We start from the raw sequence: 26448 nt of genomic DNA on the forward strand, positions 1-26448 counted from the left end.
TGCTGGCGCGAGCAAGATTCTCACGATGTGCGAAACACAATCTAACTAGGCAGGCCTACACTGCTCCTATGAGCACGACGAAGAGCTCTCGAGACAGCGCAGGCATTCGCTCCGCTGATCGAACACTCGCGATATTGGATGCTGTGGGCTCGGCGCCCGACGGACTCACCGCCGCAGAGCTTGCGCATGCCCTTGCGCTGTCGCCCGCGACGACGTATCGACTGCTTGCGACCCTTCAAGAACACGACTACCTCGTGCGCTCGCGAGAATCGCGCTACATCTTGGGCCGCGCTGTTGACGAGCTAGGGCGCGCCGTGCGGGCCCAGATCATTGCGACGCCTGACGCGCGACGCGTGCTGTCGGGAATGAGGGATGCCGCACGAGCACCCGCGTACCTCACCGTCTTTCGTGGTGACGATATCGCGGTGGCGCACGTGGCTGACTCTGCGCAGCATCCTCGAATTGGACAGCTGCACGTGGGGTTCGCCGAGTCGGCACACATCACCGCCTTTGGCAAGATCATGTTGGCAGAGAAGGATGCTGCTTCTCTCAGCCGCTACCTCGATCGCCATGGTGCTCGGGCTCTCACCGCTCACACGATCACGAACGAAGCGGCGCTGCGAGAACAACTAGACGAGGTGCGTGCGCTTCAGATCGCCACCGAGGTGGAAGAGTACATGCCGAAGTTGGCATGCATCGCAGCGCCGGTGCGCGGCCGCAGCGGCCGCACGATCGGTGCGGTGTCGGTTTCGACCACCGCCGAAGACTTCGCCTCGCGCGCGCACGACTTGGAGCGAATAGTGCGCCGGGGCGCGTGGCATGTGGCAAGCGCGAGCCCAGGGATCTGATCTGCGCTGACGCGCTGGTTGTCGCGGCACCGAGCGCGCAACCGGGCACCGATGCGGGCCTAGGGTGGGACGAGTGAACCCTGCCCCTATGCACCCGCTGTGGCAGGGGCGTTCCCTCGCCCTCATCGGCATTCTGCTGTTGGCTTTTTCGTTGCGATCGGCGGTGGCGTCGCTATCGCCACTCTTCGACTACATCGAGCGCGACTTCGCTCTTTCTGCGGCTGCCATCGGGCTGATCGCCACAGCGCCACCCGTCTGCTACGCGATCTTCGGCCTGTTGACCCCCGCTTTCGAGCGCCGAATCGGCCTGGAACCCCTCGCAGTTCTCGCGTTCCTTATTGTGGCCGTGGGGCTGATAGCCCGCAGTTTCGCCACCAATGCCGTGCTGATGCTGGTGGGAACGACGATCATCTTTGCTGCCATCGGTGTGGGAAACATCCTGTTGCCGCCGTTGGTGAAGCGCTACTTTCCTGACCGAATCGGACTCATCACCGGGCTCTACTCGGCCACGATGGCGGTGTCGACATTCCTGCCCCCGCTGATTGCCGTTCCCGTGGCCGACGCAAGCAACTGGCGCGCGTCGCTCGGGATGTGGGCGCTTTTTGCTTTGGTGGCGATAGTGCCGTGGATTGCGCTGATCTCGAGGGCACGTGCCAGCAAGCTCGACATCGACGAGTCAGCCGACGTCGAACCGCCCAACCCACGAGTGTTCAGCCGCATGCTCAGGCTGCCGGCAGCGTGGGCGCTCATGGTGGGGTTCGGCGCCGCGGGTGTGGTGGCCTACACCTCGTTCTCATGGTTGCCACGAATTCTCGTTGACACGACCGGCGTGACGCCTGTCGCCGCCGGTGTATTGCTTTCACTTTTCGCGGCGGTCGGGCTGCCCGCGTCGTTGGTGGTGCCGCTGCTCGTGGTTCGATACCACGCGACGCGCGCGCTCTATGGGGTCGCCGTCACCGCAGGTCTCGTCGGTATTGCAGGTTTGCTTTGGGCTCCGGCGCTGGCGCCCTGGTTGTGGGTGCTGATGCTGAGCGGACCCACCCTGCTCTTTCCGCTCACGCTCGTGTTGCTCAACGTGCGCACCGGCACCCATGAGGGCGCAGTTGCGCTCAGCGGATTCGTGCAGAGTGTTGGCTATGGTCTGGGCGCAGTGTTTCCACTCACGATCGGACTGATTCACGAGGCCACCGGTTCGTGGACCATTCCGCTGGTCATTCTTGCGCTGGTGATACTGACCGCTATTCCGGCCGGGGTGGTCGCGTCGCGGCGCCACACCGTCGAGGAGGAATGGGAGCGCAAGCACGGCGTCTGGTGAGCGGACGGCGTACATGAGGTAGACGGCACACTCCCAGTGGTTTTGCGAGCTACCTTGTTAGCGTCACGCCATGACGCACGACTCCCTTGTCGTCGAGCGCGACATTCGCGCCGACATCGCAGCGGCAGAACGCCGTGATCGGCCTATCCGCCAGCTGATGCGCAGAGCACGTTCGTGGATAGCCGAGCACCCGCGGCTCGAACTCGCATACCGCGTCGCCGTTGCAGCTGCAGGCAGCGTGCTCGCCATTGTCGGGCTGATTCTTGTTCCGCTACCCGGTCCGGGTTGGCTCGTGGTGTTCCTCGGGCTCGCCGTGCTGGGCACCGAATTTCACTGGGCTCACCGAATAGCACTATGGCTCAAGAGCGCACTTGATCGCTTCTGGCAATGGTGGAAGCACCGTCGTGCGATGAGAGCTGCTCGTCGCACGCGCGTGTAGACGGTTGTCAGGCCCGCTCTAGTTCGTCTTCATCCTCGTCGGCGTAAAGATCCGCCCACTTGTCGACGTACTGGTCTTCTGCGGGGTGCCCCAGTTCTCTTTCGAGCGCCGAGGTGTTCAAGCTCGGGCTGTAGGACTTGAGCTCACGAGCGATCTTGGTGTGCTTTGCCTTCTGACGGCCACGACCCATGCGAGACCCCCTCATTTCTGAGCTGCGGGCGGTGCGAGTGCCCGCTTCAACGTTGGTCGGCTGTAAGCCGGTAAGAGTAGCATTCAGAATAACACGGAGCCCCCGCACTTCGGCGGTTCCGCCTGCTTGAGTATGCGGTGTCGAAGGAGCCCACACATGACGAACGACACACCTGACCCTACAAATCAGCGGACTGAAGACGAATCACTGCACGGCGCGGTCATCGTCGGGATCATTCCTGATCAGTCACCGAGAGTGCTCAAAGAGGCTGCTCGCTATGCCGGTCTGCTCGGCGCACCGCTGTTGATCGTGCACGTCGATGTCACTCGATTTGTGACCTATGAAGACCCCGATGGCTACGTTCACTCGGCTCCGATCGACATCAACATCGCCGCTGGCGACAGCGATCTGGTCTTGGTGCAGCAAGCCGCCGCCGAGGTGCTCGCTGAATCACCTGTGCAGTGGAGCGTGCGCCAGCTCGTCGGGGATCCCGCGATGGCGATGAAACATCTTGCTGAGCAAGTCGACGCGAAGCTCATTGTCGTTGGCACGCGTAAGCGAGGGCTTGGCGAGTCGATTCGCGAGTTCTTCACCGGGTCAGTGGGCGCGAGGCTCGCTCACCGTCAGCACCGCACACTCCTGGTGGTGCCACTCGGCGAAGCAACACCAGACGACGAAGAGATCTGGCCAGCCTGAGCAAGTGTCCCGCGCATGAGCGGTTAGCCGTGCAGTGCGCGCGTGAGGGTATGGCTCGCTTCGTCGAGCGCAGTTTCTAGTGCACTCACCGTTTCTGCATTCAGGCTTCCGCCTCGAGCGACGTATGAGCGCAGGTCACCGCGCACCCGACCGCGGAATTCATTGATGATGCCGTCGGCGCGGTTGAGCTGCTCTCGACTTCGCCCACGGGCATCATCGGCAGGCGGTGCCTGAGGCGCCGAGTCCTGCGCCTCGCGGCTCGCCGCGGCAAGGTCCGCGCGCAGACTGCGCATTGCTTCGCGCACGTTGCCGCGAACTTCATCGGCGATCAGTCGTACTGAGTCGGTGAGTGCGGCTTCGATGCCCTCAAGATCGCTGGCGCGAGCAAGCACTTCTGCGTGGCCAGCGTCGGTGATTGCGTAGACGGTCTTGCGGCCGTCTACGGACTTCGACACCAGGCCCTCTTCTTCGAGCTTTGCCAGTCGAGGATAGATGGTGCCAGCGCTCGGGGTGTACGTGCCTCCGGTGCGGTCAGACAGCGCCTGGATGATGTCGTAGCCGTGGCGAGGGCCTTCGTCGAGCAGGTTCAACAAGTACAGGCGAAGGTCGCCGTGTGAGAAGACGGGACTCATCGCTCGTCCTCCGATGCAGGATCAGAACCTTCTTGCCGCACGGCGGGCGCAGCATCCGCAACGATGGGCGTGCGACGAAGAACCGTTACGTCTCCAGATACGGAGTTTGCGCGCACGTCCACGAAAGATCCGCTGAGTTCGCCGACAGAACTGACGAAACTGGTAGTGGGCCCCGTGCCCTGGCCGGAACGCACGTGCCCGTCGATCTGCACTCGGCCGTTCACGCTGCGCACAACGTAGTTCGCCGGGTAGCCTTCATCGAGGCGGATGGTGGTCGCGCCTCCCACGGTGTTGAGGTTGATCGCCTGCACCGGTCCGTCGGAGTCGATCAGAATGCTGCCCGAGACGGTGTCTGCAGTGGCCCTGCGAAGTGTTCCTGTCGCCGCGACATCGCCCGACACCGAGTTGGCGTTCAGTGATCCGACCACTCCTCGCGCGTTTACATCGCCCGACACTGCGTTGACGCTGATGTCGCCGGTGATGCCGTCGACAATGATGTCGCCGCTCACGGTGTTGAGACGGGCATCGCTCGTGATGCCCGCCACCAGCGCGCTTGCGCTCACGACGCCGAGCGAGAGTGCGATCTCGCGGGGAACGGCGACGCTGATCTCAGCCTGCGGCCCGCCTGATCCGAAATTCCGAAAGACCTCGAGAAAGTTGTCCCATCGCAACTGAGGATGGTCGATTTCGAGCATGTCGCCCGAAACCTCGATGCGCAGATCCTTGGTCGTCACGCCATGAACCTCAATACGGGCGCCCGGTTCATCGTGGGCAACGACATCGATCTGGCCTCCGACGAGACCAATTTTGAGCGAGCGCACAGAGTCGATGTCGATCACGCGCGTTTCGCCCGGGTGGATGATCCACTTTTCCAAGGTCATGGTGACACTCCAAGGGTGAGACGGGTGGAGATCGCGATATATCGCGTCAATGCGACGATAACACGATATATCGCGACTTTCCAGGGGTCGTACGGACTGCGGGTTGACTTTGACGCAACGTCAACCTTTAGCGTGGATCGTGTTCACATCGCGAGAGAGGAGATCAGCCATGACTTCGTGGTCGATCCAGCAGGTCGCCAAGATGGCCGGAACCACCAGCCGCGCCCTGCGCCACTACGGCGAGATTGGCCTGCTGAGGCCGTCGAGCATCGCGCGCAACGGCTATCGCTACTACGACGAGCACTCGCTGGTGAGGCTGCAGCAGATTCTGCTGCTTCGTGATCTGGGTCTGGGCTTGCCTCAGATCGCAGCGGTGTTGGATCGGGAGGTCACAGAGGCCGACGCGCTCGAAAACCACCGCAAGTGGTTGGAGCGGGAACAACAGCGGCTGGCCCGACAGATCGCCTCGGTGAACACCACAATCAACGCTCTGAGAGGAGGTGAAGAACTAATGGCAGAAAAGATGTTTGATGGCTTCGACCACGCGCACTACAAAGATGAGGTCGAGCAGAAGTGGGGCAAGAAGGCCTACGCCGACAGTGACAGCTGGTGGCACTCGAAGTCACAGGACGAGCAGACGGCGTGGAAGAAACGCCTCGCCGAGCTCAACGGTGATTGGATCAGCGCAGCGGAAGCGGGCATGAAACCCGAAAGCAATGAAGCGCAGTCACTCGCAGAGCGCCACGTCGAATGGTTGCGTGGGACGCCTGGCGCTCCTGCTGACACCAAGGCATACGTGCTGGGTCTCGCCGACATGTATGTCGCTGACGACCGCTTTGCCGCGAACTACGCCACCGCCTCAGGAGGGGCGGCTGGCGCTGAGTTCGTGCGCGACGCACTTCACGTGTACGCGAACGCGCTCCTATAACCAAGAAATGGCGAATGCCGCGACCATGGGGGTAGTCGCGGCATTCGCCGTTCTTCGCTTAGGCCGGAGCTAGCCGACCTTTTTTCCGGTGATGAGTCGGAATAGCAAGGCGATGAGGGCGATCACGCCCACGATGAGGGCGACCCAAAGCAAGAAGCCGAGCGCTTCGCCGAGGCTTCCAACGATGGCTAGTACAACAGCAATGACAATGATGATGATCAGTGCGAGATTCATGGAGGGTGCTCCTTCTCTTTCGCAACCACAGACAGGGAGTCCCGAGGTTGATGCCTTTTAGGCACGCAGATGACTCTTTCACGACCGAAAGCCGCGTGCGCGGGGCTTGCGCTCGCCGTCCCGTTAGTGCTAATGGCAAACGTTTAGGCCCCTGAGGTAGATCTGTCAAGCCCCTGGATGCTTCTTCCATAGCTTCGTACTGTCTAAGCAAAGCGCTGTCTACGCGAAGAAGCGCTGTCTACGCGAAACGGAGGCGCCATGCCGAAGGGGCAGGGTTCGAACAGCCTGAAGGACGCCGATCTCTACGAGGAGCTGCGCGACGATGGTGCGTCGAAAGAAAAAGCCGCGCGCATCTCGAATGCTGCCGCCCGTGACGGTCGCAACGAGGTGGGTCGCCGAGGCGGCGAGTCAGGTTCATACGAAGACTGGACGGTCGACGAGCTGAAGAGCCGTGCGAAAGAGCTCGGCCTGAGCGGATACTCGAGCAAGCGAAAAGCAGAGCTCATCGCCATGCTTCGCGACCACTGACCGTCGCCCAGTGGCAAAACTCACACGCGTTCGTCCACTTGACGATCGTGGGTATAGAAGAGTGCGTGCGGGTAGCGGCTTTCGCTATATCGACGAGCGCGGCCGGCCAGTCAGCTCGCGTCACGTCGACCGAATTCGAGCGCTCGTGATTCCGCCCGCATGGCAGGACGTATGGATCTGCGTTCGAGCCGATGGTCATATTCAGGCAGTCGGCACCGACGGTGCGGGGCGCAGGCAGTACATCTATCACCCCGAGTGGAGCGCTGGTCGCGATCGCGGCAAGTTCGCGCGTGCCCTGTTGCTCGCCGAGTCGCTCCCTCGCGCACGCGCCCGGGTGACCGTGTCGTTGCGACGACCAGATCTTGATCGCGAGCGTGTGCTTGCGACCGCATTTCGGCTGCTTGACCAGGCGGCGCCCCGAATCGGTTCGGAGCGCTATCTGACGGCGCATGGCAGTCGAGGGCTCACCACTCTGCAGCGTCGAGACGCGAACGTAGTGGGCTCGTGCGTGTCGCTTGTCTTCCCGGGCAAGAGCGGCAAGCGTCAATCGCTCGAGGTCGATGATGAAGATCTTGCTGAAGCAATGGCGCTGCTCATCACCGGACGCTCACGCTCTGCACTGTTGGCATGGCAACGAGGGCGCCGACGAGTCGCGCTCACGCCGAGTGACGTCAACGCCTACGTGCGTGCCCTCACCGGCGGACGCTTCACAGCGAAGGACTTTCGCACACTGCGCGGCACGGTTCTTGCGGCCGATGCACTCGCGCACATCGGCGAGGCAGATTCGGAGTCCGCGCGAAAACGTGCCGAGCACGATGCCGTGAATGCCACGGCAGACGCCCTCGGCAACACTCCCAGCGTCGCGCGCGGCTCGTACATCGATCCGCGGGTGTTCAAGCGCTACCGCGATGGGCATCTGCTCGATCTGTCGATCACTCCTGAAAAGGCGATCCGCGCGCTGATCACCCCCAACCGCTCACTGCAGTAGCGTGGCAACATGCCGCAACCGGTCGAACTGCGTGTTCTAGGGCTGGTGATCGTCGGCGGCGCTGTCGGTGTGCTGGCCCGAGCGGCGGTGGTCGTTCCCCTCGCAGACGAGCCCGTTGTGCCGTGGGTCACGCTCGCGGTGAACGTCGCCGGGTCACTTCTCCTGGGTTTCGTCGTCGGGGTTCTGGGCGACGAGTATTCGCGTTGGCGTGCATTTCTCGGCACCGGCGTGCTCGGCGGCTTCACGACGTACAGTGCCTTCGCCGTTCACTCGGTGCAGCTGATGCCCACGCCGCTCGTCGCGATCTCGCTGATGGGCGTTTCTTTGTTCGCGGGCGCTCTCGCGGCACTCGTCGGCATTGTGCTGGGCCGCCGAACGCGCCCGAGCGCAGCTCTCGAACCGGAGACTGCAGAGTGAGCGCGTGGCTCGTGCTGTGGCTCGCGCTGGCAGGGGGTCTCGGCGCCGGCGCTCGCTATGCGATCGACCGGTTGTTTCCCGCGCGCGAAGGCGGCTTCGCGTGGGGCATCTTTCTCGTCAACGTGAGCGGCTCATTTGCTCTCGGAGTGCTCACCGGGCTCGGGTCTGCCGCAGCATCCGACCTCGGCGTCATTCTTGGGGTTGGACTCCTCGGGGGCTATACGACCTTCAGCACCGTTTCGGTGGAAACGGTCTTGCTTGTCGAGCGCCGTCGATGGGTGGATGCCGCGGGCACCCTCTTCGGGACGCTGGGGATCGCAGTGGGGGCGGCCGCGATGGGTTATGCACTTGCAACCTGGATTGTGACTCTCACCGAATCCTCATGAAACAATGAGGTGTCGATACACTCCCGTATCCACCTGACGTCGCTCGAGCGTCAGGTCTGCATGACCGTCAGTTAAGGCCCTCTGTGTCGAACCTCGCCATCCTGAGCCTCAAGAACCGCGCCCTGATCGCTCTGGTGACAGTTGTCGCCGCGCTCTTCGGTGGCATCGCGCTCACGAGCCTCAAGCAAGAACTCATCCCTTCGATCGAGTTCCCGGCCGTCATCATCATCTCGACCTACCCCGGTGCATCGCCCGATGTGGTCAACAACGATGTGTCGACCCCGATCGAAGAAGCGATCCAGGGTGTGCCTGGTCTCGAATCCACCACCGCGACGAGCACGACCAACGCGTCGGTGGTGCAGGCATCGTTTGCGTACGGCACTGATCTCGGAACCGCAGAGCAGAAGCTGACGCAGGCGATCAACCGCATCTCGAATCAGCTTCCTGATGACGTCGATCCGCAGGTGATTCTGGCGAGCATCGATGACCTGCCGGTCATCCAGATTGCAGTGACGGGCTACGACGATCCCGAAACAATTCAGGCAGAGCTTGAAGCCAGCGTCATCCCAGAGCTCGAAGATGTTGACGGCGTCAACGCGGCGGGAATTGTCGGCGGTGTCGGGCAGCGGGTCACGATCACGCCAGACCAGGCAGAACTTGCTGCGGCGGGCTACAGTCAGCAGGCGATCACAGACGCGCTTGAACAGAACGGTGTGCTCTTCCCCGGCGGGCAGATCACCGAGGGCGACGAGACCCTCACTGTTCAGACCGGATCGAAGCTGACCAGTGTCGACGATGTCTCGGCGCTGCCGCTGGTGCCCAGCACAGCAGAGCAGCTTCAAGCAGATGTTGTCACGATTGGCGACGTCGCCACCGTGGAGCAAGAGCAAGACCCTGTCACCAGCATCTCGCGCGTTGATGGAGAGCCTGCGCTCACCATCGCGATCACAAAGCTCCCCTCAGCCAACACGGTCGACGTCTCTTCCGGCGTGCTGGCGATTCTTCCCGACCTCGAAGAGTCGCTGGGCGGTGCGACGTTCACCGTGGTCTTCGACCAAGCGCCCTACATTCAGGAGTCGATCGACACGCTCGCGAAAGAGGGCATGCTCGGCCTCATCTTCGCAGTGCTGGTCATTTTGGTCTTCCTCCTCTCGGTTCGCGCCACGCTCGTTACCGCGATCTCGATCCCGACCAGCGTGCTGATCACTTTCATCGGCATCCAAACTTTCGGCTACTCGCTCAATATCCTGACCCTCGGTGCTCTCACCATCTCGATTGGTCGCGTGGTTGACGACGCGATCGTTGTTATCGAGAACATCAAGCGCCACTACGTCGGGGATGCCGACAAGAAGGCGTCGATTCTGCTCGGTGTGCGAGAGGTGGCCTCGGCTATCACCTCGTCGACGCTGACCACCGTTGCCGTCTTCTTGCCAATCGCCTTCGTCGGCGACGTGACCGGCGAGCTATTCCGTCCGTTCGCGTTGACGGTGACCATCGCGATGACGGCATCGTTGCTGGTTGCCTTGACGATCGTTCCTGTGCTCGCCTACTGGTTCTTGCGCCCCGGAAAACCGCTGCTCGACGCGAACGGTCAGCAGATTGATCCCGAGGATCCGTCTGCGCCGCTCAGCCGCCTGCAGCGAGGCTACGTGCCGATTCTCACCTGGACGCTCAAGCACTCCTGGACGACGTTGCTTCTCGCCGTGCTCGTGCTCGCCGGCACCGTTGCCGTCGCCCCGTTCATGAAGACGAACTTCTTGGGCGACAGCGGGCAGAACACCTTCACTGTCACTCAGGATCTTGGCCCGGCGCCAAGTCTTGAAACCGAAGAAGCTGCGGCTGAGCCCGTCGAAGCTGTGCTTCTGGGTATCGATGGTGTGGAAACGGTGCAGGTATCGATCGGCACGAGCGGCTCGGCGCTGGCGGACGCCTTCTCGGGTGGCGGCTCGGGTGTCACCTACTCGGTGACGACTGACCCCGGCTTCGACCAGGTAGAGATTCGCGAAGAGGTCACCGAAGCAGTTGCAGACCTCGACGATGTCGGAACCGTGACCGTGGGTTCGTCTCAGGGCGGATTCGGCGGCAGCGATATTGCCATCGACGTGACCGCTCCCGACGCGTCGACCTTGCAAGAGGCGACCGACGCAGTCGTAGCAGCGGTCGAAAGCCAAGAGGGCATTGGTCAGGTCTCGAGCAACTTGTCGTCATCACTGCCGTACATCGCGGTTGAGGTCGACGCCGACGCGGCTGCGGCGGTGGGCCTGTCTGAGGTTGCCGTTGGCGCGATCGTTTCCAACACCATGCAGGCTCAGTCGATTGGCACGGTAGAGGTCGACGACACCGCCCTGACCGTCTACCTTGCTGCTGCCGAAACCCCGCAGACTCTGGACGAGCTTCGCGAGTTGAGCATTCCCACCGCAGCGGGAGTCGTTCCTCTCGAAGAGATCGCGACGGTCGAGAACAGCTTTGGCCCGGCGTCAATCACCAGCGAGGGTGGGCAACGCACGTCGACGGTCACGGTCACGCCGTCGACTGACGACCTCGCCGCCGCAACGACGACCGTTACTGAAGCTCTGGATGACGCGAACCTGCCAGCATCAGCAGATGCCGAACTCGGCGGTGTGGTCACGCAACAGCAGGACGCGTTTACGCAGCTTGGTCTGGCGATGCTCGCTGCCATTCTGATCGTGTACATCATCATGGTCGCGACCTTCAAGTCGCTGCGCCAGCCGCTGCTGTTGCTCGTGTCGATTCCGTTCGCCGCGACTGGCGCGATTCTGCTGCAGATCGCGACGGGCGTTCCGCTCGGTGTCGCATCGCTGATCGGCGTGCTGATGCTGATCGGCATCGTGGTCACCAACGCGATCGTGCTCGTCGACCTCGTCAACCAATACCGCGAGAAGGGGCTCAGCTCTCACGACGCGACCCTCGCCGGTGGTGCTCGACGGCTGCGCCCGATTCTGATGACTGCTCTCGCGACGATCTTCGCTTTGACGCCGATGGCGATGGGCATCACCGGGCAGGGCGGCTTCATCTCGCAGCCGCTCGCGATCGTCGTCATCGGTGGACTCATCTCATCGACAGTGCTCACCCTGCTAGTGCTTCCCACGCTCTACAACCTCGTTGAGGGAGCAAAGGAACGCCGTGCCGAGCGCAAGCGCCGCCGTGATAGCGATGCCGCGGCGACCGACGGCGAAGGTGGCGGAGCGCGCGCCACTGGCACTGCGCTTGCGGCCGGTGGTGCTTCGACTGTTGCCGTAGCCCCGCCCGAGACACGACGGGAGCGGCGTGAACGCGAGCAGGCTGAGGCGCTTGCTGCGGCGAGCGAGTCACCTGAGATCGCGCAGTCGGCTGATGTCGCGGTTGTTGAGAGTGCTGCTGTTGCCGAAGGCGTCGATCGAACCGATGAGTCGGTGATCGAGAACAGTGAAGGTGGCGGCGAGGTCGTTGCTGAAGAACCATTCGAACCATCCGAGCAAGCCGCCTCTGCAGAGGCAGATGAGGCTGCCGACGCCATGGATGCCGAGACAGCTGCCGACACGGTAGAGCCCGCAGCCGAACCCGTCGATCACATTGAGTCGCACGAAGAGAGTGATTCGACCGACGAAGCCGAGCCCGTGCTCGATGAGTCGAGTGGTGATGCAGACTCGGCCGAGAACGCCTCAGACAACGAGAACGTCGACAGCATTCCCGAGTGGAGCGCAGATGCACCTTCGGATGATGCACCTGGTGATGAGAACGACCACCGCGACTGAGCGATGACAATCGGGGGAGCGACCGCGTGATGACGCAGTCGCTCCCCCGTTTCTATTGCCATGAAGCCGCCCAGCATATGAAGTCGTCTAGGAGCTTCGTTGCAACCAGGGTCGAAGCATGCGTGTGACCCAGGGCAGTACGAAGTAGGTCATGACCGGTGTGAGCATCACCGTCGCGAGCAGGATGCGCATCACCAGCGGCCAATGCTCAAACCCAGGCACGAAGCCGAGCGCCCACGAGGTGAGCAGGTTCATCGGGAAGAAGCCGATCCAGATGACGATTGCTTGCTTCCAGCGGGGCGGCGCTGCCGGAATCGGCTGCTGCACCGGGCCGGTGCTCACCGCCTCTGGCTCGCGAGGGTCAACGTGTGTCGCGCCCGCGGCGTCGAACCACCCTTCGATGCCTGTTCGCCTTTCGGCGCGCACCTCGTTCGCGAAGGCACGACCGCTCTCGAGCCACCACTCGCGCTGCGAAGACTGCTCCCATTCTTCGAGAGTGGTGAGATCGCGGAACCGGTACAGCATGTACCAGAGGTCGCTTGATTCGCCGGCGCGCACCCAGCCTGATCCCAAGAAACCTGGAAAGGCCGTTGCGAGGTCGGTGCCCGCTTGCATCCAGCTTGTGGCTTCGCGCGTACGGGTGGGGTCGATGCGTCGTTCGATGGCGACGGTGATGGAGTGGGCTTCGGGTTCTGCCATGCCAACCATTCTGCGCGCAGCGAGTGCGCTGCCAGTCCGCGGCGATGCAGAGCGAGTTCTCAGGTGCCTCCGCTAGGCTCTCGGGGTCGGCTCTGGACACCGCGGCGTGCGCGGGTTTTGGGTTTGTGAGTCCAAGGGGCCGATGGTTTAGACACTTCCGTCTTTACGACCATCACGTTGAATGGCCCCCGGCCGACGATAGTCCGGGATACTCCGTGCCGCCGAGGCGGCTAGCGTTTGTGCGCGATCTGTGGAGCGCTGTTCTCAAGAGAACAACCCAGAAGGACACCCACCATGCCTAAGAGCAAGAAGCCTGCCGGCGGTCGCCCCGCCAAGAATTTTGAACCGCGCTACGGCGCGACCACCAGCTACCAGGACCGCAAGCGTCGCCCCGGCGAGTCATCGAGCGGCACCCAGGGAAGCAAGAGCCCGAGTCACCGCGGCCACCGACCCGCAGAATCTTCGGATGGTGCGCCCAAGCGCCGTTGGAACGCGCAAGAGCGCGCCGGCCGTGACGAAGCGCGCGGCATCCGCACCCACGCCGGGTCTGACCGTGGGCCGCGTCGTGACGACCGTAGCGATCGTCCGAATCGTTCGTATGACAGCAAGGCTCCTCGTCGTGATGACCGCGGCGACCGCCCCGCGCGCTCTTATGACGATCGGCCGGCTCGTTCCTACAAGAACGACCGCCCCGCGCGCGCTTATGACGATCGTGCACCGCGTCGTGACGACCGCAATGATCGTTCCGCCCGTTCGTACGACAACAAGTCGCCACGTCGTGATGATCGCAGTGATCGTCCGACTCGTTCGTATGACAGCAAGGCTCCTCGTCGTGATGATCGCAGTGATCGTCCGACTCGTTCGTATGACAGCAAGGCTCCTCGTCGTGATGACCGCGGCGACCGCCCGACTCGTTCGTACGACAACGATCGCCCGGCCCGCCCCGCGCAAGATCGTGTCGAGCGCGACAACCGTCGATCGTTCGGCGACGCACGCCCCTCGTACCGCAACGATGACCGCGCGCGCCAGAGCAGCAGCGACCGACCGCGTCGCGATGACCCGCGTCGCGAAAGCAACCCCACCCGCTCTGACTGGAACGCCAAGTCGCGCTCAGCGGCTCAAGAGGCTCACGTAGACGTCGTTCACGAGCGACTTCAGGGCAAGGCCATTCAAGCGGCGCTGGTCGCCAACGTCTCGTTCGGTGACCTCGGCCTCGGCGAAAACATCGTTCAGGTGTTGACCGGAATGGGCGCGAGCGCGCCGTTCCCGATTCAGGCGGCGACGGTCAAGCCGATCCTCAATGGCAAAGACGTGCTCGCGCGCGGACGCACCGGCTCTGGCAAGACGATTGCCTTCGGCGCTCCGCTCGTTGAGAGTGTGTTGCGCTCGCAGAAGGGCCAGCGTCGCGAGTTCGGTCGTTCACCGAAGGCGCTCATCTTGGCGCCGACGCGCGAGCTCGCACTGCAGATCGACCGCACCATTCAGCCGATCGCACGCAGTGTGGGCCTGTTCACCACTCAGATCTATGGTGGTGTTCCCGCCGGTCGTCAGGTAGGTGCGCTCAAAAAGGGTGTCGACATCATCATCGGCACACCGGGTCGTATCGAAGACCTGATGAATCAGGGCAAGCTCGACCTCTCGCAGATTCAGATCACCGTTCTCGACGAGGGTGACCACATGTGTGAGCTGGGCTTCCTGGAGCCGGTGCAGCGCATCTTGCGCGAGACCGCACCGGGCAGCCAGAAGCTGCTCTTCTCGGCAACGCTTGACCGCGAGGTCGCTGCCCTGGTTGACGAATTCCTCGTTGACCCCGCCGTCTACGAAGTTGCTGGTGAAGACCAGGACTCCGGCACGATCGACCACCGAGTGCTTGTCATCGACCACCGCAACAAGGCGGAGATCCTGGCGTCGCTCGTCGACCGTGAAGGCAAGACGCTCGTCTTCACTCGCACCCGCGCCTACGCCGAGATGCTGGCTGAGCAGTTCGATGATGCCGGCATTCGCGCACTTGCCCTGCACGGTGACCTCAACCAGGCCAAGCGCACCCGCAACCTTGAGCGCATGACTTCGGGACGAGTGCACGTGCTCGTCGCCACCGATGTCGCTGCCCGAGGCATCCACGTCGATGACATCGATCTGGTCGTGCAAGCCGACGCTCCTGACGAGTACAAGACCTACCTCCACCGCTCGGGCCGCACGGGTCGTGCCGGTCGCTCAGGTACCGTCGTCACCCTGATTCCGCGCCAGCGCCGCAACCGAATGAGTGACCTGCTGGATCGCGCAGAGATCGATGCTCCGTTCGATGAGGTGCGCCCCGGCGATGCTCTTATCGAGGAGCTCGCCAACCGCCAGCTCTCGAACGTCGACGCATAACTCTTGCTGAGCCGAAGAAGCCCGTCCCTGTCGGGGCGGGCTTCTTCGCGTCTGGCAGTTAGAAGAGCGTCGCCCCGGCTGCGGCCCGCCCGCGGCTGGTCGTGACAACGCGTGAGCGTGCTGCGAGGCCCGAGACAGGTGCGCCTCTAGGGTGATCGTCTTCGGCGTAGCCGTCGAGGCCGTGAACCCGCATGAGTGGGCGCACCCGCTTTGCCAGCCACGAGCGATAGCCCTTGGGTGCGTTGGCTGAAACGCCCGGGTAAAGGCCCAGATATGACGATACAAGTTCTGGATGCTCATTCTCGAGCCACTGCATGAACCACTGTTTGGCTCCCGGGCGCAAGTGCAAAGCGCCATAGACGACTCGCACCGCGCCTGCGGCGCGGATCTCACGGAGTGCATGATCGATCACGGCGATCGAGTCTGTCAGGTGCGGAATGATCGGCATCAGAAAGACAGTGACACGAAAGCCCGCGTCGGCCGCGGCACGCACAGTCGCCAGTCGTGCGGCAGTGCTCGGAGTGCCCGGTTCGATCAGTTTCTGCAGCTGATCATCGAAGACGGCGATCGACAGCGCGATCGACACGCGCACCGAATCGGCGGCATCTTTGAGCAGCGGAAGATCACGCCTAAGCAACGTCCCTTTCGTCAGGATTGAGAACGGTGTTCCCGCTTCAGTGAGCGCACTCGCAATCTCGGGCATGAGCTGGTATTTACCTTCGGCGCGTTGGTAGGGATCGGTGTTGGTGCCGAGCATTACCGGCTCTTGTTGCCACGTGGAGCGGTTGAGTTCACGCCTCAGCACATCGGCGACATTGACTTTGACGATGATCTGCGAATCGAAGTCGCGACCCGCATCGAGCTCAAGGTACTCGTGGGTTCCTCGTGCGAAACAGTATGAACAGGCGTGACTGCAGCCGCGATATGGATTCACCGTCCAGTCGAAAGGCATCGCGGACGAGCCCGGAACGTGGTTCAGTGCTGATTTGCAGAGCACCTCGTGAAAGGTCATCTCGGCGAACTCGGGAGTGCTGACCGACTGAACCAGCGAGTTCAGACTCTCAAGGCCCGGCAGGGCTGAAGCATCCGCTGTTTTCAATTGCTGCCCTTGCCATCTCATTGCAACAGTCGAACATAGCTGCGATAGTTAAGTCAATGCGACTGGGGTGAAATAGAAACTATTCGATACCCGCCTGCCTGTTCAGGGGATCGTGATGAATGCGGGTGACAATAGAAAGTGTGACCAGCACGCAACAGCCGCAACGCGAACCTCAGTCGCGGCGTGAACGGCGCGCGTCCGCGCTGCTAGATGCCGAAGCGTCTGCGCCACGCCATGCTCGCGATCGCCGCGCCGCGCGTATTGGCGTCGGTTTCGCGGCGATCGTGGCTGCCTCGCTGCTGGTCGGTTCGGCGGTCGCTGTCACTGCGGCGCTCTCGGGTCCGGCGATCGCGCACGACCCCGTGTTGAATGAGGACTCGAGCGTCGACGTGCCGATGCCGGCCGCGGCCAAGGAGATTCCCGCTGCCACCGATGGGGCCGTCGCCCTCGCGGACGACATCTGCGCTCTAGACGGGGTCGTCGCGAAGCTCGACGCTGGCGAAGACGAAGCCGCCATCATCGCGGCCGGTGGTGGCGAAGCCGTGCGGTCAGCCATCGTCGCGGGGCGAGCCGATTGCTTCTCGCTTGACGATCCCGAGCGCCAATGGGTCGTGATCAACAAGGCGCGACCGCTCGACCCGATCGACTACGCCCCCAGTTCGCTCGCAGGCTCGGAGGGCGTGCAGAGCATCTCGGGCGGCAAGCTGCGCAACGATCCGGCAGCAGCGCTTTCTGAGATGGCAGCCGCCGCGGCAGGGGATGGTGCCGGCGTGATCGCGCTTCAGAGCGCATACCGCTCCTACACAACGCAACAGAGTTCCTATGGCACCCAGGTAGATTCGCGGGGCGTCGCGGGGGCTGACATGGTGAGTGCCCGACCCGGTTACAGCGAACACCAGACGGGACTCGCCGCCGACGTGGTCGCCTGCGATGGTGGCTGCGGCACGCTCGACGAGCTGGCGGCGACGCCGCAGGGTGAATGGGTCGCGGCCGAGTCGTGGCGCTACGGCTGGATAGTGCGCTACGAAGAAGGATTCACCGAGATCAGCGGATATTCGCCCGAGCCTTGGCACTTGCGCTACGTCGGCAACGAGCTCGCTGCCGCATATCACGCGGGCGGATACTCCACACTGGAGGACTTCTTCGGACTAGACGCCGCACCGACGTACCCGCAATAGTGACACCAGCGGTGCAATCAGCATCCGTCATGCTGAGATCAATCTGAAACTCAGTGTCAGCTCACACTAGACGCAATCTCACACAGGAGTAAGATCAGTGACGGGCTGCAGAGGCGCGACGCGTCGGGCTCAGCTCCTCAAAGACGAGAGGGAGGCGCACATGAAGCGCGACATTTACGACGAGGACCACGAAGCATTCCGCGACGTCGTCAAAGAGTTCGTCAAGCGATACGCAACGACCGAAGCGCGTGAGCGTTGGGATGCGGCGGGCGAGATCGACCGCGAAACCATGCTCGCCGCGGGCGAGTCAGGCCTCATTGGCCTCTCGGTGCCCGAAGAGTTCGGCGGCGCGGGAATGCTGCAGGACTACCGGTTCCGCACGATCGTGAACGAAGAAGTCATCGGTGCTGGCGCCGGTTCCCTCGCGGGCGCGTTCGGCATTCAGGACGACCTTGCGGTTCCCTATATCGTGCACATGGGCACGCAGGAGCAGAAAGAGAAGTGGCTGCCCCGCATGGCGACCGGTGAGGTTCTCGGCGCTCTTGCCATGACCGAGCCTGGCGCAGGCAGCGACCTGCGCGGTGCGAGTACGACCGCCAAGAAGGTTGACGGTGGCTACATCGTCAACGGTGCGAAGACCTTCATCTCTTCGGGCAAGACGGCCGACATCGTCGTCACGTTCGTCAAGACCGGCGAGGGCAACCGCCCCGATGCTTTCAGTCTTCTCATCATCGAGAACGGCATGGAGGGCTTCGAGCACGGCAAGAAGCTCAACAAGATGGGATCGCACGGTCACGACACCGCGGAGCTCTCATTCTCTGACGTCTTCGTGCCCGACGAGAACCTGATCAGCGGCAAGGAGGGGCAGGGTTTCATTCAGCTGATGATGAACCTGCCGCTTGAACGACTGTCGATCGGTATCGCTGCCGCTGCTGCTTCGCAGGCTGGCTTCGCATGGACGGTTGAGTACACGAAGAGCCGAGAGGCTTTCGGCGAACGCATCATCGACTTCCAGAACACTCGCTTCAAGCTTGCTGATATCTCGACCACGGTCGACGTGATGTGGGCATATCTCGACCGCGCACTGCTGGCGTACAAAGACGGAAAGCTCACGGCCGAAGAGGCCGCGAAGGTCAAGTTCTGGACGACCGAGCGGGAGTGGGAGATCCTCGATTCCTGCGTGCAGCTGCACGGCGGCTATGGCTACATCACCGAGTACCCGATCGCTCAGGCGTTGCTCGACGCACGCGTTCACCGCATCTACGGCGGCACGAACGAGATCATGCGTGAGATCGTCGGTCGTCAGATCGCAGGCAAGCGCTAGGCGCTTCATCGACATCGAGATGCCGCGTCTCGCCCGTCGGGCGGGCGCGGCATTTCGCGTCACCATTAGTCCGCTACGCGAGAGTCCACGGATAGGTGAACCAGAAGATCAGGGCGGATGCTGCGACGAACAGCACGACAAACACCGTGTCACGCGTGTGCCACGGCACTAGATAGCGCTCGGTGCGATCAGGGTAGGCGCCGAAGGCGCGCGCATCCATCGCAAGCGCCACTCGCTCAGCGTGTCGGATCGCCCCCGCGAGCAGCGGCACAATGTAGCCGCTCCATCGCGCGATGGCGGCAACTGGCCCCCGTCCACCGTGGGCACCGCGCACGCGGTGGGCTTGCCTGATGACCTCTAGCTCATACCCGAAACGCGGCACGAAGCGGAAGGCGGCAAGTGCCGTGTAGCCGATGCGATATGGCACGCGCAGCTGCTGCACCATGGAGCGCACGAGATCTGGACCGGTGGTCGACAGCCCGACGATCAGCGTGAGCGAGACGATCGCGGCGATGCGGAGCCCGGTCGTGAAGCCGATGGCCAGCGCACCCCAATACAGTGTCCAGCCGCCGATCTGCAGGGCGGGGGCCGTGTGGTCAACCTGTGCGGCATCGGTCCAGATCGAAAACCCGACACCGATGACGATGATGGCGAGCGGCACGGCCACGAGTACTGCGGTAAGACGTTTTGTCATCGATGCTCCGACGAGGATGATCGCGTAGCTGAGCACGATGAAGGCCGCGGGTGTGGCAGCATCCCGAACAAAGACCAGCAACGCCATCGCGGGCAGCGGGGCCAACAGCTTGCCAAGCGGATTGAGAGCGTAAAGAAAACGAATGGGGGATGCCGCTGATCGCCCCGCGTACGGATCGAACTCCTGTTGCGCGGGTGTCACGAGGGTCGCGGCAGTCATGAGGTGGCCCCGCCGGGAAGGTCTCGAAGACGTGCGACTCCTGTGAGATCAGGATGCGAGGGCAGATTCGTGAGCGCCTGCCGAAGCGGCGGCAGGCGCAGCCCCGCGCGCTCGACCAGCGCCTGGTCGTCGAAAATGTGGGCTGTGGGTCCGGCGGCGATGACACGGCCATCGGCGAGCACGATCGTGCGGTCAGCGTACTCGGTGACCAATTGCATGTCGTGGGTGACCACAACGATGGTGGTGCCGTGATCATTGAGCTCGCGCAACAGCGACAGCAACTCGTCGGCGCGAGCACGATCTTGCCCGAACGTCGGTTCGTCGAGCACGAGAATCGGAGCTCCCGCGACCAGCGCGGTGCCGACCGAGAGGCGTCGCTTCTGTCCTCCTGAGAGCAGGAAGGGATGGCTGAGTGCCTTCTCAGCGAGACCAAACCTCTCGAGCAGCGCCAAGGTGCGCGCTTCTACTTCGTCTTCTGGCAGACGTTGGCGCCGCAGCCCGTGCGCGACCTCGTCGAACACCGTATGCGCGATGAACTGGTGCTCAGGGTTTTGGAAGACGAAGCCGATGAGTGAGCTCGTGGTGCGCGAGTCCGCGCGAGCGACATCGACCCGCCCCCGGTCCACGGCCCTGCCCCCGCTTGCAGGGGGGGTCGAGTGCACCGTCTCACTCAAGTACACCGTGCCGCGCGGTGGCGGGATGACCCCGGCAATCGCCTGGATCAGGCTGGTCTTGCCTGCACCGTTCGCTCCGACGATCGCAACGAACTCGCCCTCAAGGATCTCGAGGTTCACGTCATGAAGCACCGCGGTGCGGCCGCGTCGAAGGGTGAGGCGGCGCACCTCGATTGCGGTCTCGGGTGCGGATGCTGCGCGTGGCGCGAGTGCGCCTGGCTGCGGCACCTCGTCGTTTGCCTCAGCTATCGGCGCCGGCGTCGACTCAAGGGCAGCGCGTAGTTCGGCCGGCGTGAGGGGGAGGGCATCGAATACGTATCCGGCGCGACGCATGCGAAGTGCGGCGATCGAAGAGACCGGCAGCCATACTCCCATCTCATGCAGCTGGGCAGCGCGATCGCGCAGCACTTCGTCGACAGCTCCGTCAAAGGCGACAACGCCCGCGTGGTCGAGCACGACGACACGGTCGACGAAACCGATCGCGGCATCGAGGTTGTGCTCGACGAGGAGGATCGCGTGATCCCCGGCAGCGACCAGCTCAGCAAGGGCCTGGTAGACCTCTTCAATTCCCTGGGGATCGAGGTTGGCGGTGGGCTCATCGAGCACGAGCAGCGGTGCTCCCATAGCTAGCGCGCAAGCAATCGCAAGGCGCTGGCGGCCACCGCCCGAAAGACGGTCAGGATTCTCGCGGCGACGCTCCCACAGCCCCACCTGCCGAAGCGCGGCCTCCGCGCGCGAGAGCACCGCGGCAACGGGCATTCGAAGGTTCTCGGCACCGAAAGCCACCTCGTCGAGAAGCGTTCCGGTCACCAGCTGCGCGTCGGGGTCCTGAAACACCATGCCAACGCGGGTGCTCATTTCGGCTACGGGGGTCTCGAGAGTGTTAAGCGTGTCGACCAAGAGCGATCCGGCAACGCCAGCTGGTATCGCGTGCGGGATCAACCCGTTGAGGGCGAGGGTGAGGGTCGACTTTCCTGAACCAGAAGGCCCGAGCAGCAGCACGACCTCGCCGGCGGCGATCTCGAAAGAGACGGACGCGGGAGAGGCGACTGATTCGCCATCGTGGGTGATCGCGACGTCGCGCAACCGCACCAGGGGCACTGCGAAGTCGGCCGCCCCAGCGGCGGAGGAGTCGCGCTCGAGTGCGGTCATGAAACTTTCCGAAGGTGAACTTAGTCAGTCCTAACTTAGTTCACCCTAAGGAATACAGCGAGTCTCACAGAGCGCTGCGTGCTCAGCCGTGCACCCTGCGCGGCACACCAGCGCGGCGCAGGGCCCGACCGATGCCGAGGCCCACTGCCGTCCACGCGACGGGGCCGGCGATGAACAGGGCTACGTAGAAAATCTGTCCCCATAGGGGGAAGCGAGTGACGTCTGCCGCGAACCAGATCGCGACGGCGATGACGGCGCCCACGACTACCGCCGAGACAAAGAACCGCCACGGCTGCCACTGCTTGTAGCGCGAAGTCGCAGCCACCAGTTCCTGCAGTCCCCCGATAAGAAGGGCGGTGCCGATGTAGCGACCGATCCAAGGCGGGGTCATCGCGCTTGCCACGAGGGCCGCGACGAAATGAGTGATCAGCGCAACCCACGGCGCGCGCAGCAGCTCTTGGGCGATCACCCCGGGAAGCACGTGCACACCGAGCACGAGTCCATAGAGGATGGGCAAAGTCGCCGAAACGGGCACGCTGATGACGCCAGCAGCCACCTGCAACACACCTGTCGCGACGCCGATCGCGGCGCATGTGAGCAAGACGCTCGTAGATAGGCGCGATCGTGAAGTCACTCGCCCAGCGTAGCCCCGGTCTCTCATCGGATTCTCACAATGTCTTATTCACAAGCCTGAAGCTGTGGGTTAGCTTTGATTTTGCGGGTGTCGACGACGACATCTGCTCAACTTCCTAGACACCAGGGAGCACTTCATGGGTCGAAATACCTTGAGGGCTGCAGCGGCGATTACCCTCGCCGCGCTGTTCGCAAGTACCGCTACCGCCAGCTTCGGCGCGACCGACGAGGAGGTGACAGTCCCAGCGCCGATCGATTCGCCCACCGGCAACTACATCGTTCTTCTCGAGGAAGAACCGGTTGCTGGCTACGAGGGCGGCGAAGCGGGCCTTGCGCCCACCAAACCTGAAGAAGGCGAGAAACTCGACCCTCGGTCGCGCAACGCTCAGAACTACACCGAGTTTCTCGAAGAGCGCCAAAGCGAGGTTGCTGCAGAAGCCGGCGTCGAGGTCGAAGCGACCTACCAGGTCACGCTCAACGGCTTCAGCGCGCAGATGTCACCAGAAGAAGCTGGCAAGTTGTCGGCCGCGAAGGGTGTGCTCGCCGTGTACCCCGACGAGATCCGCCACCCCGACGCCGTTTCGTCCACCGAGTTCCTCGGCCTTGAAGGCGAAGACGGAGTCTGGCAGTCGGTCGGTGGCGTTGCTGCCGCGGGCGAGGGCGTTGTGGTGGGTGTCGTCGACACCGGGATCGCTCCCGAGAGTCCTTCATTTGCTGGCGAGCCGCTTGGGACAACCCCCGGTGAAGACCCCTATCTTGTCGACAACAACGTCGTTTTCGACAAAGCAGATGGGCAGCAGTTCATCAGCGAGCGCGTATCGGGCGAGGAATGGGACAACAGCGACTATTCGACCAAGCTCATCGGCGCGAAGTACTTCTCGTCGGGCGCGGCTGCAGCCGGCTATGACTTCGGTGCTGACTACCTCTCACCCCGCGACGGTGATACTCACGGTTCCCACACCGCGAGTACTGCCGCTGGCAACGCGGGAGTGTCGGCATCTGTTGCGGGCACCGACTTCGGCACCATCTCTGGCGTCGCACCAGCCGCGAAAGTAGCCTCATACAAGGCCTGCTATGTCGGCCCCGATCCGCTCACGACCGATGACGATATCTGTGCCCTGAGCGATCTTCTCAGCGCGATCGATGCCGCCGTCGCAGACGGCGTTGACGTCATCAACTACTCGATCGGTGGCGGCTCAGCCACCTCGACACTCGCCGCCGACGACGTTTCGTTCTTCTACGCAGCCGTTGCGGGTGTTTTCGTCTCGGTGAGCGCTGGCAACTCCGGTCCGGATGCTTCGACTGCCGATCATGCCTCACCCTGGTACATGACTGTGGCAGCATCCACTATCCCGACTTACGAAGGCACCGTGCAGTTGCCCAACGGCTTCGAGGCTGCGGGTGCGTCGATCTCAGTGCCGTTCGGCACGACGATCACCGACCACGTCATCTATGCGGGCGACGCAGCTCTTTCGGGTCAATCCCCGACCGAGGCCGCGCTCTGCTACCTCGACACTCTCGACCCTGCCGTTGTCGAGGGCAAGATCGTGGTCTGTGACCGCGGCACGATTGCCAGAGTCGAGAAGTCTGAAGCTGTTGCCGAGGCCGGCGGGGTGGGCATGATTCTGGTGAACGTCACGCCGGGATCGCTCGACAACGACTTTCACTCGGTGCCTACCGTGCACCTGGGCGACGAGTACCGCGACGCGATTCTCGAATATGTGCGCGTGACGCCGAACCCGACGGCAACTCTCATCGGTGACAACGTCACCGGCGTTGAAACACCCACGCCACAGGTGGCGGGCTTCTCAAGCCGCGGTCCGATGCTGGCCGACGGCAGTGACGTCATCAAACCTGATATCTCCGCACCCGGTGTCGCTATTCTCGCGGCGGCCGCGAATGCCCCTGGTGAGGCGGGCGCGTTCGAATTTCTCTCAGGAACCTCGATGTCATCACCTCATATTGCAGGCCTCGGGGCGCTGTATCTCGGCGAGCGACCTCTCGCCAGCCCGGCTGAGGTCAAGTCGGCAATGATGACCACGGCGTATGACACGGTCGACGCGTCGAACAACGCGGTCACCGATCCATTTGCGCAGGGCGCGGGTCACGTGGATCCGACACGGTTCTTCGAGCCAGGCCTTCTCTATCTCAACGGACCGAATGACTGGGCCGCATACATGGAGGGCACGGGCAACGCAGACTTTGCCGAGATCGAACCGATCGACCCCAGCGATCTGAATCTCGCGTCTATCGGTATCGGGAGCCTGTCAGGATCGCAGTCCGTTACCCGCACGGTCACCGCGACCACAGCGGGAACCTACACGGCATCGGTGTCGTTTCCAGGTATCGCGGCTGAGGTTTCACCCTCACAGGTGACGCTCGCCGAAGGTGAGAGCGTCGAGTTCACCGTCACGTTCTCAAACGAGAGCGCTGCGGTCGAGCAGTGGTCGACGGGTTCGCTGACGTGGACGGGCGACAACGGGATCACCGTTCGCTCACCGCTGGCTGTGCAGCCGGTCACCGCCGATGCGCCGGAGTCAGTGGTCGGTCAGGGCATCACATCGAGCACCGATATCGCTTTCATCTCGGGTATCTCGGGTGAGCTGCCGCTGAACCTCAGCGGACTTGCACCGCTGGAGCTGCTTGTGGCGCCGGATGCCCCAGAAGGGCATTCAGGCGACGAAGCCTCGGGTGATGCGAACGGCAATATCTCTTGGATCACCGAGATCGAAGAGGGCACGCGCCTCGCACAATGGACGCTCGACTCCTCTGACGATGTCGGCAGCGACCTCGACCTGTTCGTCTACCACGTCGTGAGCCCTGACGATCTGCGTTACTACGAGGTATGGCAGTCAGCAACAGGCTCGGCCGACGAGCAGGTCACATTGGACTACCCAGAAGCCGGCACCTACCTGATCATCGCGAACCTGTACTCGGTAACCGATCCGATGACGTGGGACCTCCACGAAGCAATCGTGACGCCCGATGGTGTCGGGGAATTCACGGCGGAGCCAAACCCCGTCACGGTGGCCCAGGGCGAGCAAGCAACCTTCACCGCTTCGTGGCAGAACCTTGAACCGTCAACCAGCTATCTCGGCGTCGTGCAGTACGGCGACTCTGCGGTGCGCACGCTGGTCACGGTCGAGGCTGGCGAGCCCGCTCCGGTTGCCACCAAGGCTCCGAAGATCACTGGCTCGGCGAAGGTTGGAAAAACGCTCAAGGCTGACGCGGGAAAGTGGACACCGAGCGGAGTTGCGGTGACCTATCAATGGCTGCGCGATGGCGAACCCATTGATGGAGCAACGACGCCCCGTTACGAGGTGACTTCTGCAGATGCCGGTTCAGCACTCTCCATTCAGGTGACCGCAACGCAGAGCGGAAACGTGAACAGCGGTGTGGCCGTGAGCGACGAAGTGATCGTGAAGAGCAACTCGAAGACGACGGTCAAGATGAACCGATACGTCGGCAAGTCTTCGCAGACTTTCGAAGTGAACGTGTCGGTGCAGGTCTCGGGTGATGCCGCAGCCGAAGGCGAAGTGACCGTGCGGGTGGACTCCAAGAAGTACACCGGCACACTGACCGACGGTGCGCTAAGCATCACACTGCCGAGGCAGAGCAGCGGCATACACGTTGTGACCGCCGTCTACGACGGTGCCGAGACGGTTGAGAGATCAGCAGGAGTGACCGGGTTCTTGGTGCTGCGCTAACGCGAAAACGGTTGAAGGGCGCTCGAGCAACGCTCGGGCGCCCTTCAACATGTGGCAGGTGCGGGTCAATCGGCCTATTCGGGGTGCGGCTCGTCGGGCCACACCACCTCGAGCCCCTCCACGGAGTTGTTCTTCAGATACTTCTCGACGAACGGGCAGTGCGGCACCACGGTGTCGTTTCGTGCGGCAGCGTCGGCCATCGCGTCTTTGATGAGAAGCTTCGCCAGACCTCTGCCGGCGAACGCCGGGTCGATCTCGGTGTGGGGGAACGACACGCGGTCATGAGAGTCGGTCTTGTAGTCGGCGAAGCCAGCCAACACTTCGCCAACATGGATCTCGTAGCGGCTTGCTTTCTCATTGCGCGCAACGGTGGTTTCATCTGCGGAGGTTGTCATCGGCATCCTTTCGTCTGGTGATCAACGTACGGCTTTGCGAATCGTGTCGCCAGTCCCGCAGCAA

The 26448-nt window shown here is 62.9% G+C and carries 24 protein-coding genes; 14 read left to right on the plus strand and 10 right to left on the minus strand.

Translation table 11 applies throughout. The annotated features are described in order from the left end of the window. Positions 1–68 precede the first annotated feature (68 nt). From WDU96_RS01990 to WDU96_RS02000, 3 genes are all read left to right on the plus strand, one after another. Positions 69–848, plus strand: a complete 780-nt coding sequence (locus tag WDU96_RS01990) for an IclR family transcriptional regulator (RefSeq protein WP_337336808.1) — start codon at positions 69–71, stop codon at positions 846–848. Between the two features lie 73 nt (positions 849–921). After that, positions 922–2163, plus strand: coding sequence for an MFS transporter (locus WDU96_RS01995; protein ID WP_337336809.1), 1242 nt, complete (start codon positions 922–924; stop codon positions 2161–2163). Between the two features lie 70 nt (positions 2164–2233). Beyond that, positions 2234–2602 carry a TIGR02611 family protein gene (locus WDU96_RS02000; RefSeq protein WP_337336810.1) on the plus strand — a complete coding sequence of 123 codons (369 nt, stop codon included), beginning with the start codon at positions 2234–2236 and terminating at the stop codon, positions 2600–2602. 7 nt (positions 2603–2609) lie between these two features. Here WDU96_RS02000 and WDU96_RS02005 read toward each other — a convergent pair whose 3' ends face one another. Continuing rightward, on the minus strand, positions 2610–2792 hold the full coding sequence (locus WDU96_RS02005; protein WP_337336811.1) for a DUF3073 domain-containing protein: 183 nt from the start codon (positions 2790–2792) through the stop codon (positions 2610–2612). A 156-nt stretch (positions 2793–2948) separates the two neighbouring features. Here WDU96_RS02005 and WDU96_RS02010 point away from each other — a divergent pair, with 156 nt between their 5' ends. Continuing rightward, a complete protein-coding gene (locus WDU96_RS02010) occupies positions 2949–3488 on the plus strand; it encodes a universal stress protein (protein ID WP_337336812.1) in 540 nt (179 codons plus the stop codon). 23 nt (positions 3489–3511) lie between these two features. Here WDU96_RS02010 and WDU96_RS02015 read toward each other — a convergent pair whose 3' ends face one another. Continuing rightward, positions 3512–4120, minus strand: coding sequence for a PadR family transcriptional regulator (locus tag WDU96_RS02015; RefSeq protein WP_337336813.1), 609 nt, complete (start codon positions 4118–4120; stop codon positions 3512–3514). Then, positions 4117–5001, minus strand: coding sequence for a DUF4097 family beta strand repeat-containing protein (locus tag WDU96_RS02020; protein WP_337336814.1), 885 nt, complete (start codon positions 4999–5001; stop codon positions 4117–4119). Before WDU96_RS02020 ends, WDU96_RS02015 begins: the two co-directional genes overlap by 4 nt. 169 nt (positions 5002–5170) lie before the next feature. On the opposite strand from WDU96_RS02020, the gene WDU96_RS02025 reads away from it, so the two are divergent. After that, on the plus strand, positions 5171–5929 hold the full coding sequence (locus tag WDU96_RS02025; protein WP_337336815.1) for a MerR family transcriptional regulator: 759 nt from the start codon (positions 5171–5173) through the stop codon (positions 5927–5929). A gap of 69 nt (positions 5930–5998) precedes the next feature. Here the strand turns inward: WDU96_RS02025 and WDU96_RS02030 are convergent, their stop codons facing one another. Beyond that, positions 5999–6163, minus strand: coding sequence for a hypothetical protein (locus WDU96_RS02030; protein ID WP_337336816.1), 165 nt, complete (start codon positions 6161–6163; stop codon positions 5999–6001). A gap of 258 nt (positions 6164–6421) precedes the next feature. Here WDU96_RS02030 and WDU96_RS02035 point away from each other — a divergent pair, with 258 nt between their 5' ends. The 5 genes from WDU96_RS02035 to WDU96_RS02055 all read left to right on the plus strand — a co-directional run bounded on the left by WDU96_RS02035 (position 6422) and on the right by WDU96_RS02055 (position 12237). Continuing rightward, positions 6422–6691, plus strand: coding sequence for an SAP domain-containing protein (locus WDU96_RS02035; RefSeq protein WP_337336817.1), 270 nt, complete (start codon positions 6422–6424; stop codon positions 6689–6691). A gap of 10 nt (positions 6692–6701) precedes the next feature. Next, positions 6702–7679 (plus strand): DNA topoisomerase IB, encoded by a 978-nt coding sequence (locus WDU96_RS02040; protein ID WP_337336818.1) that lies wholly within the window; start codon positions 6702–6704, stop codon positions 7677–7679. A 9-nt stretch (positions 7680–7688) separates the two neighbouring features. Next, positions 7689–8096: a fluoride efflux transporter FluC gene (locus WDU96_RS02045; protein ID WP_337336819.1), complete on the plus strand. Its 408-nt coding sequence runs from the start codon at positions 7689–7691 to the stop codon at positions 8094–8096. Beyond that, a complete protein-coding gene (locus tag WDU96_RS02050) occupies positions 8093–8482 on the plus strand; it encodes a fluoride efflux transporter FluC (protein WP_337336820.1) in 390 nt (129 codons plus the stop codon). The genes WDU96_RS02045 and WDU96_RS02050 overlap by 4 nt, the downstream gene beginning before the upstream one ends. A gap of 83 nt (positions 8483–8565) precedes the next feature. After that, a complete protein-coding gene (locus tag WDU96_RS02055) occupies positions 8566–12237 on the plus strand; it encodes an efflux RND transporter permease subunit (RefSeq protein WP_337336821.1) in 3672 nt (1223 codons plus the stop codon). A gap of 87 nt (positions 12238–12324) precedes the next feature. Here the strand turns inward: WDU96_RS02055 and WDU96_RS02060 are convergent, their stop codons facing one another. Continuing rightward, the gene (locus WDU96_RS02060; RefSeq protein WP_337336822.1) at positions 12325–12936 is read right to left on the minus strand and encodes a putative antibiotic biosynthesis monooxygenase; all 612 of its coding nucleotides are present in this window, start codon (positions 12934–12936) and stop codon (positions 12325–12327) included. 294 nt (positions 12937–13230) lie between these two features. Here WDU96_RS02060 and WDU96_RS02065 point away from each other — a divergent pair, with 294 nt between their 5' ends. Continuing rightward, on the plus strand, positions 13231–15309 hold the full coding sequence (locus WDU96_RS02065) for a DEAD/DEAH box helicase (RefSeq protein ID WP_337336823.1): 2079 nt from the start codon (positions 13231–13233) through the stop codon (positions 15307–15309). A 58-nt stretch (positions 15310–15367) separates the two neighbouring features. Here the strand turns inward: WDU96_RS02065 and WDU96_RS02070 are convergent, their stop codons facing one another. Then, positions 15368–16429, minus strand: a complete 1062-nt coding sequence (locus WDU96_RS02070) for an Rv2578c family radical SAM protein (protein ID WP_337336824.1) — start codon at positions 16427–16429, stop codon at positions 15368–15370. 119 nt (positions 16430–16548) lie between these two features. Between WDU96_RS02070 and WDU96_RS02075 the strand changes: the two genes are divergently transcribed. Both WDU96_RS02075 and WDU96_RS02080 read left to right on the plus strand, forming a co-directional pair. Continuing rightward, a complete protein-coding gene (locus WDU96_RS02075) occupies positions 16549–17586 on the plus strand; it encodes a M15 family metallopeptidase (RefSeq protein WP_337336825.1) in 1038 nt (345 codons plus the stop codon). Positions 17587–17746: 160 nt separating this feature from the next. Continuing rightward, on the plus strand, positions 17747–18910 hold the full coding sequence (locus WDU96_RS02080; RefSeq protein ID WP_337336826.1) for an acyl-CoA dehydrogenase family protein: 1164 nt from the start codon (positions 17747–17749) through the stop codon (positions 18908–18910). A gap of 73 nt (positions 18911–18983) precedes the next feature. Here the strand turns inward: WDU96_RS02080 and WDU96_RS02085 are convergent, their stop codons facing one another. From WDU96_RS02085 to WDU96_RS02095, 3 genes are all read right to left on the minus strand, one after another. Beyond that, a complete protein-coding gene (locus tag WDU96_RS02085) occupies positions 18984–19823 on the minus strand; it encodes an energy-coupling factor transporter transmembrane component T (protein ID WP_337336827.1) in 840 nt (279 codons plus the stop codon). After that, a complete protein-coding gene (locus WDU96_RS02090) occupies positions 19820–21649 on the minus strand; it encodes an ABC transporter ATP-binding protein (protein WP_337336828.1) in 1830 nt (609 codons plus the stop codon). Before WDU96_RS02090 ends, WDU96_RS02085 begins: the two co-directional genes overlap by 4 nt. An 82-nt stretch (positions 21650–21731) precedes the next feature. Further along, complete coding sequence (locus WDU96_RS02095) at positions 21732–22283, minus strand: ECF transporter S component (RefSeq protein WP_337336829.1); 552 nt, start codon at positions 22281–22283, stop codon at positions 21732–21734. 136 nt (positions 22284–22419) lie between these two features. On the opposite strand from WDU96_RS02095, the gene WDU96_RS02100 reads away from it, so the two are divergent. Then, positions 22420–25989 carry a S8 family serine peptidase gene (locus WDU96_RS02100; protein ID WP_337336830.1) on the plus strand — a complete coding sequence of 1190 codons (3570 nt, stop codon included), beginning with the start codon at positions 22420–22422 and terminating at the stop codon, positions 25987–25989. Between the two features lie 74 nt (positions 25990–26063). Here WDU96_RS02100 and WDU96_RS02105 read toward each other — a convergent pair whose 3' ends face one another. Further along, a complete protein-coding gene (locus WDU96_RS02105) occupies positions 26064–26384 on the minus strand; it encodes a GNAT family N-acetyltransferase (RefSeq protein WP_337336831.1) in 321 nt (106 codons plus the stop codon). Positions 26385–26448 lie beyond the last annotated feature (64 nt).

The sequence above is a fragment of the Microbacterium marmarense genome, from assembly GCF_037204165.1.
In the GTDB taxonomy this organism is placed as follows: Bacteria; Actinomycetota; Actinomycetes; order Actinomycetales; family Microbacteriaceae; genus Microbacterium; species Microbacterium marmarense.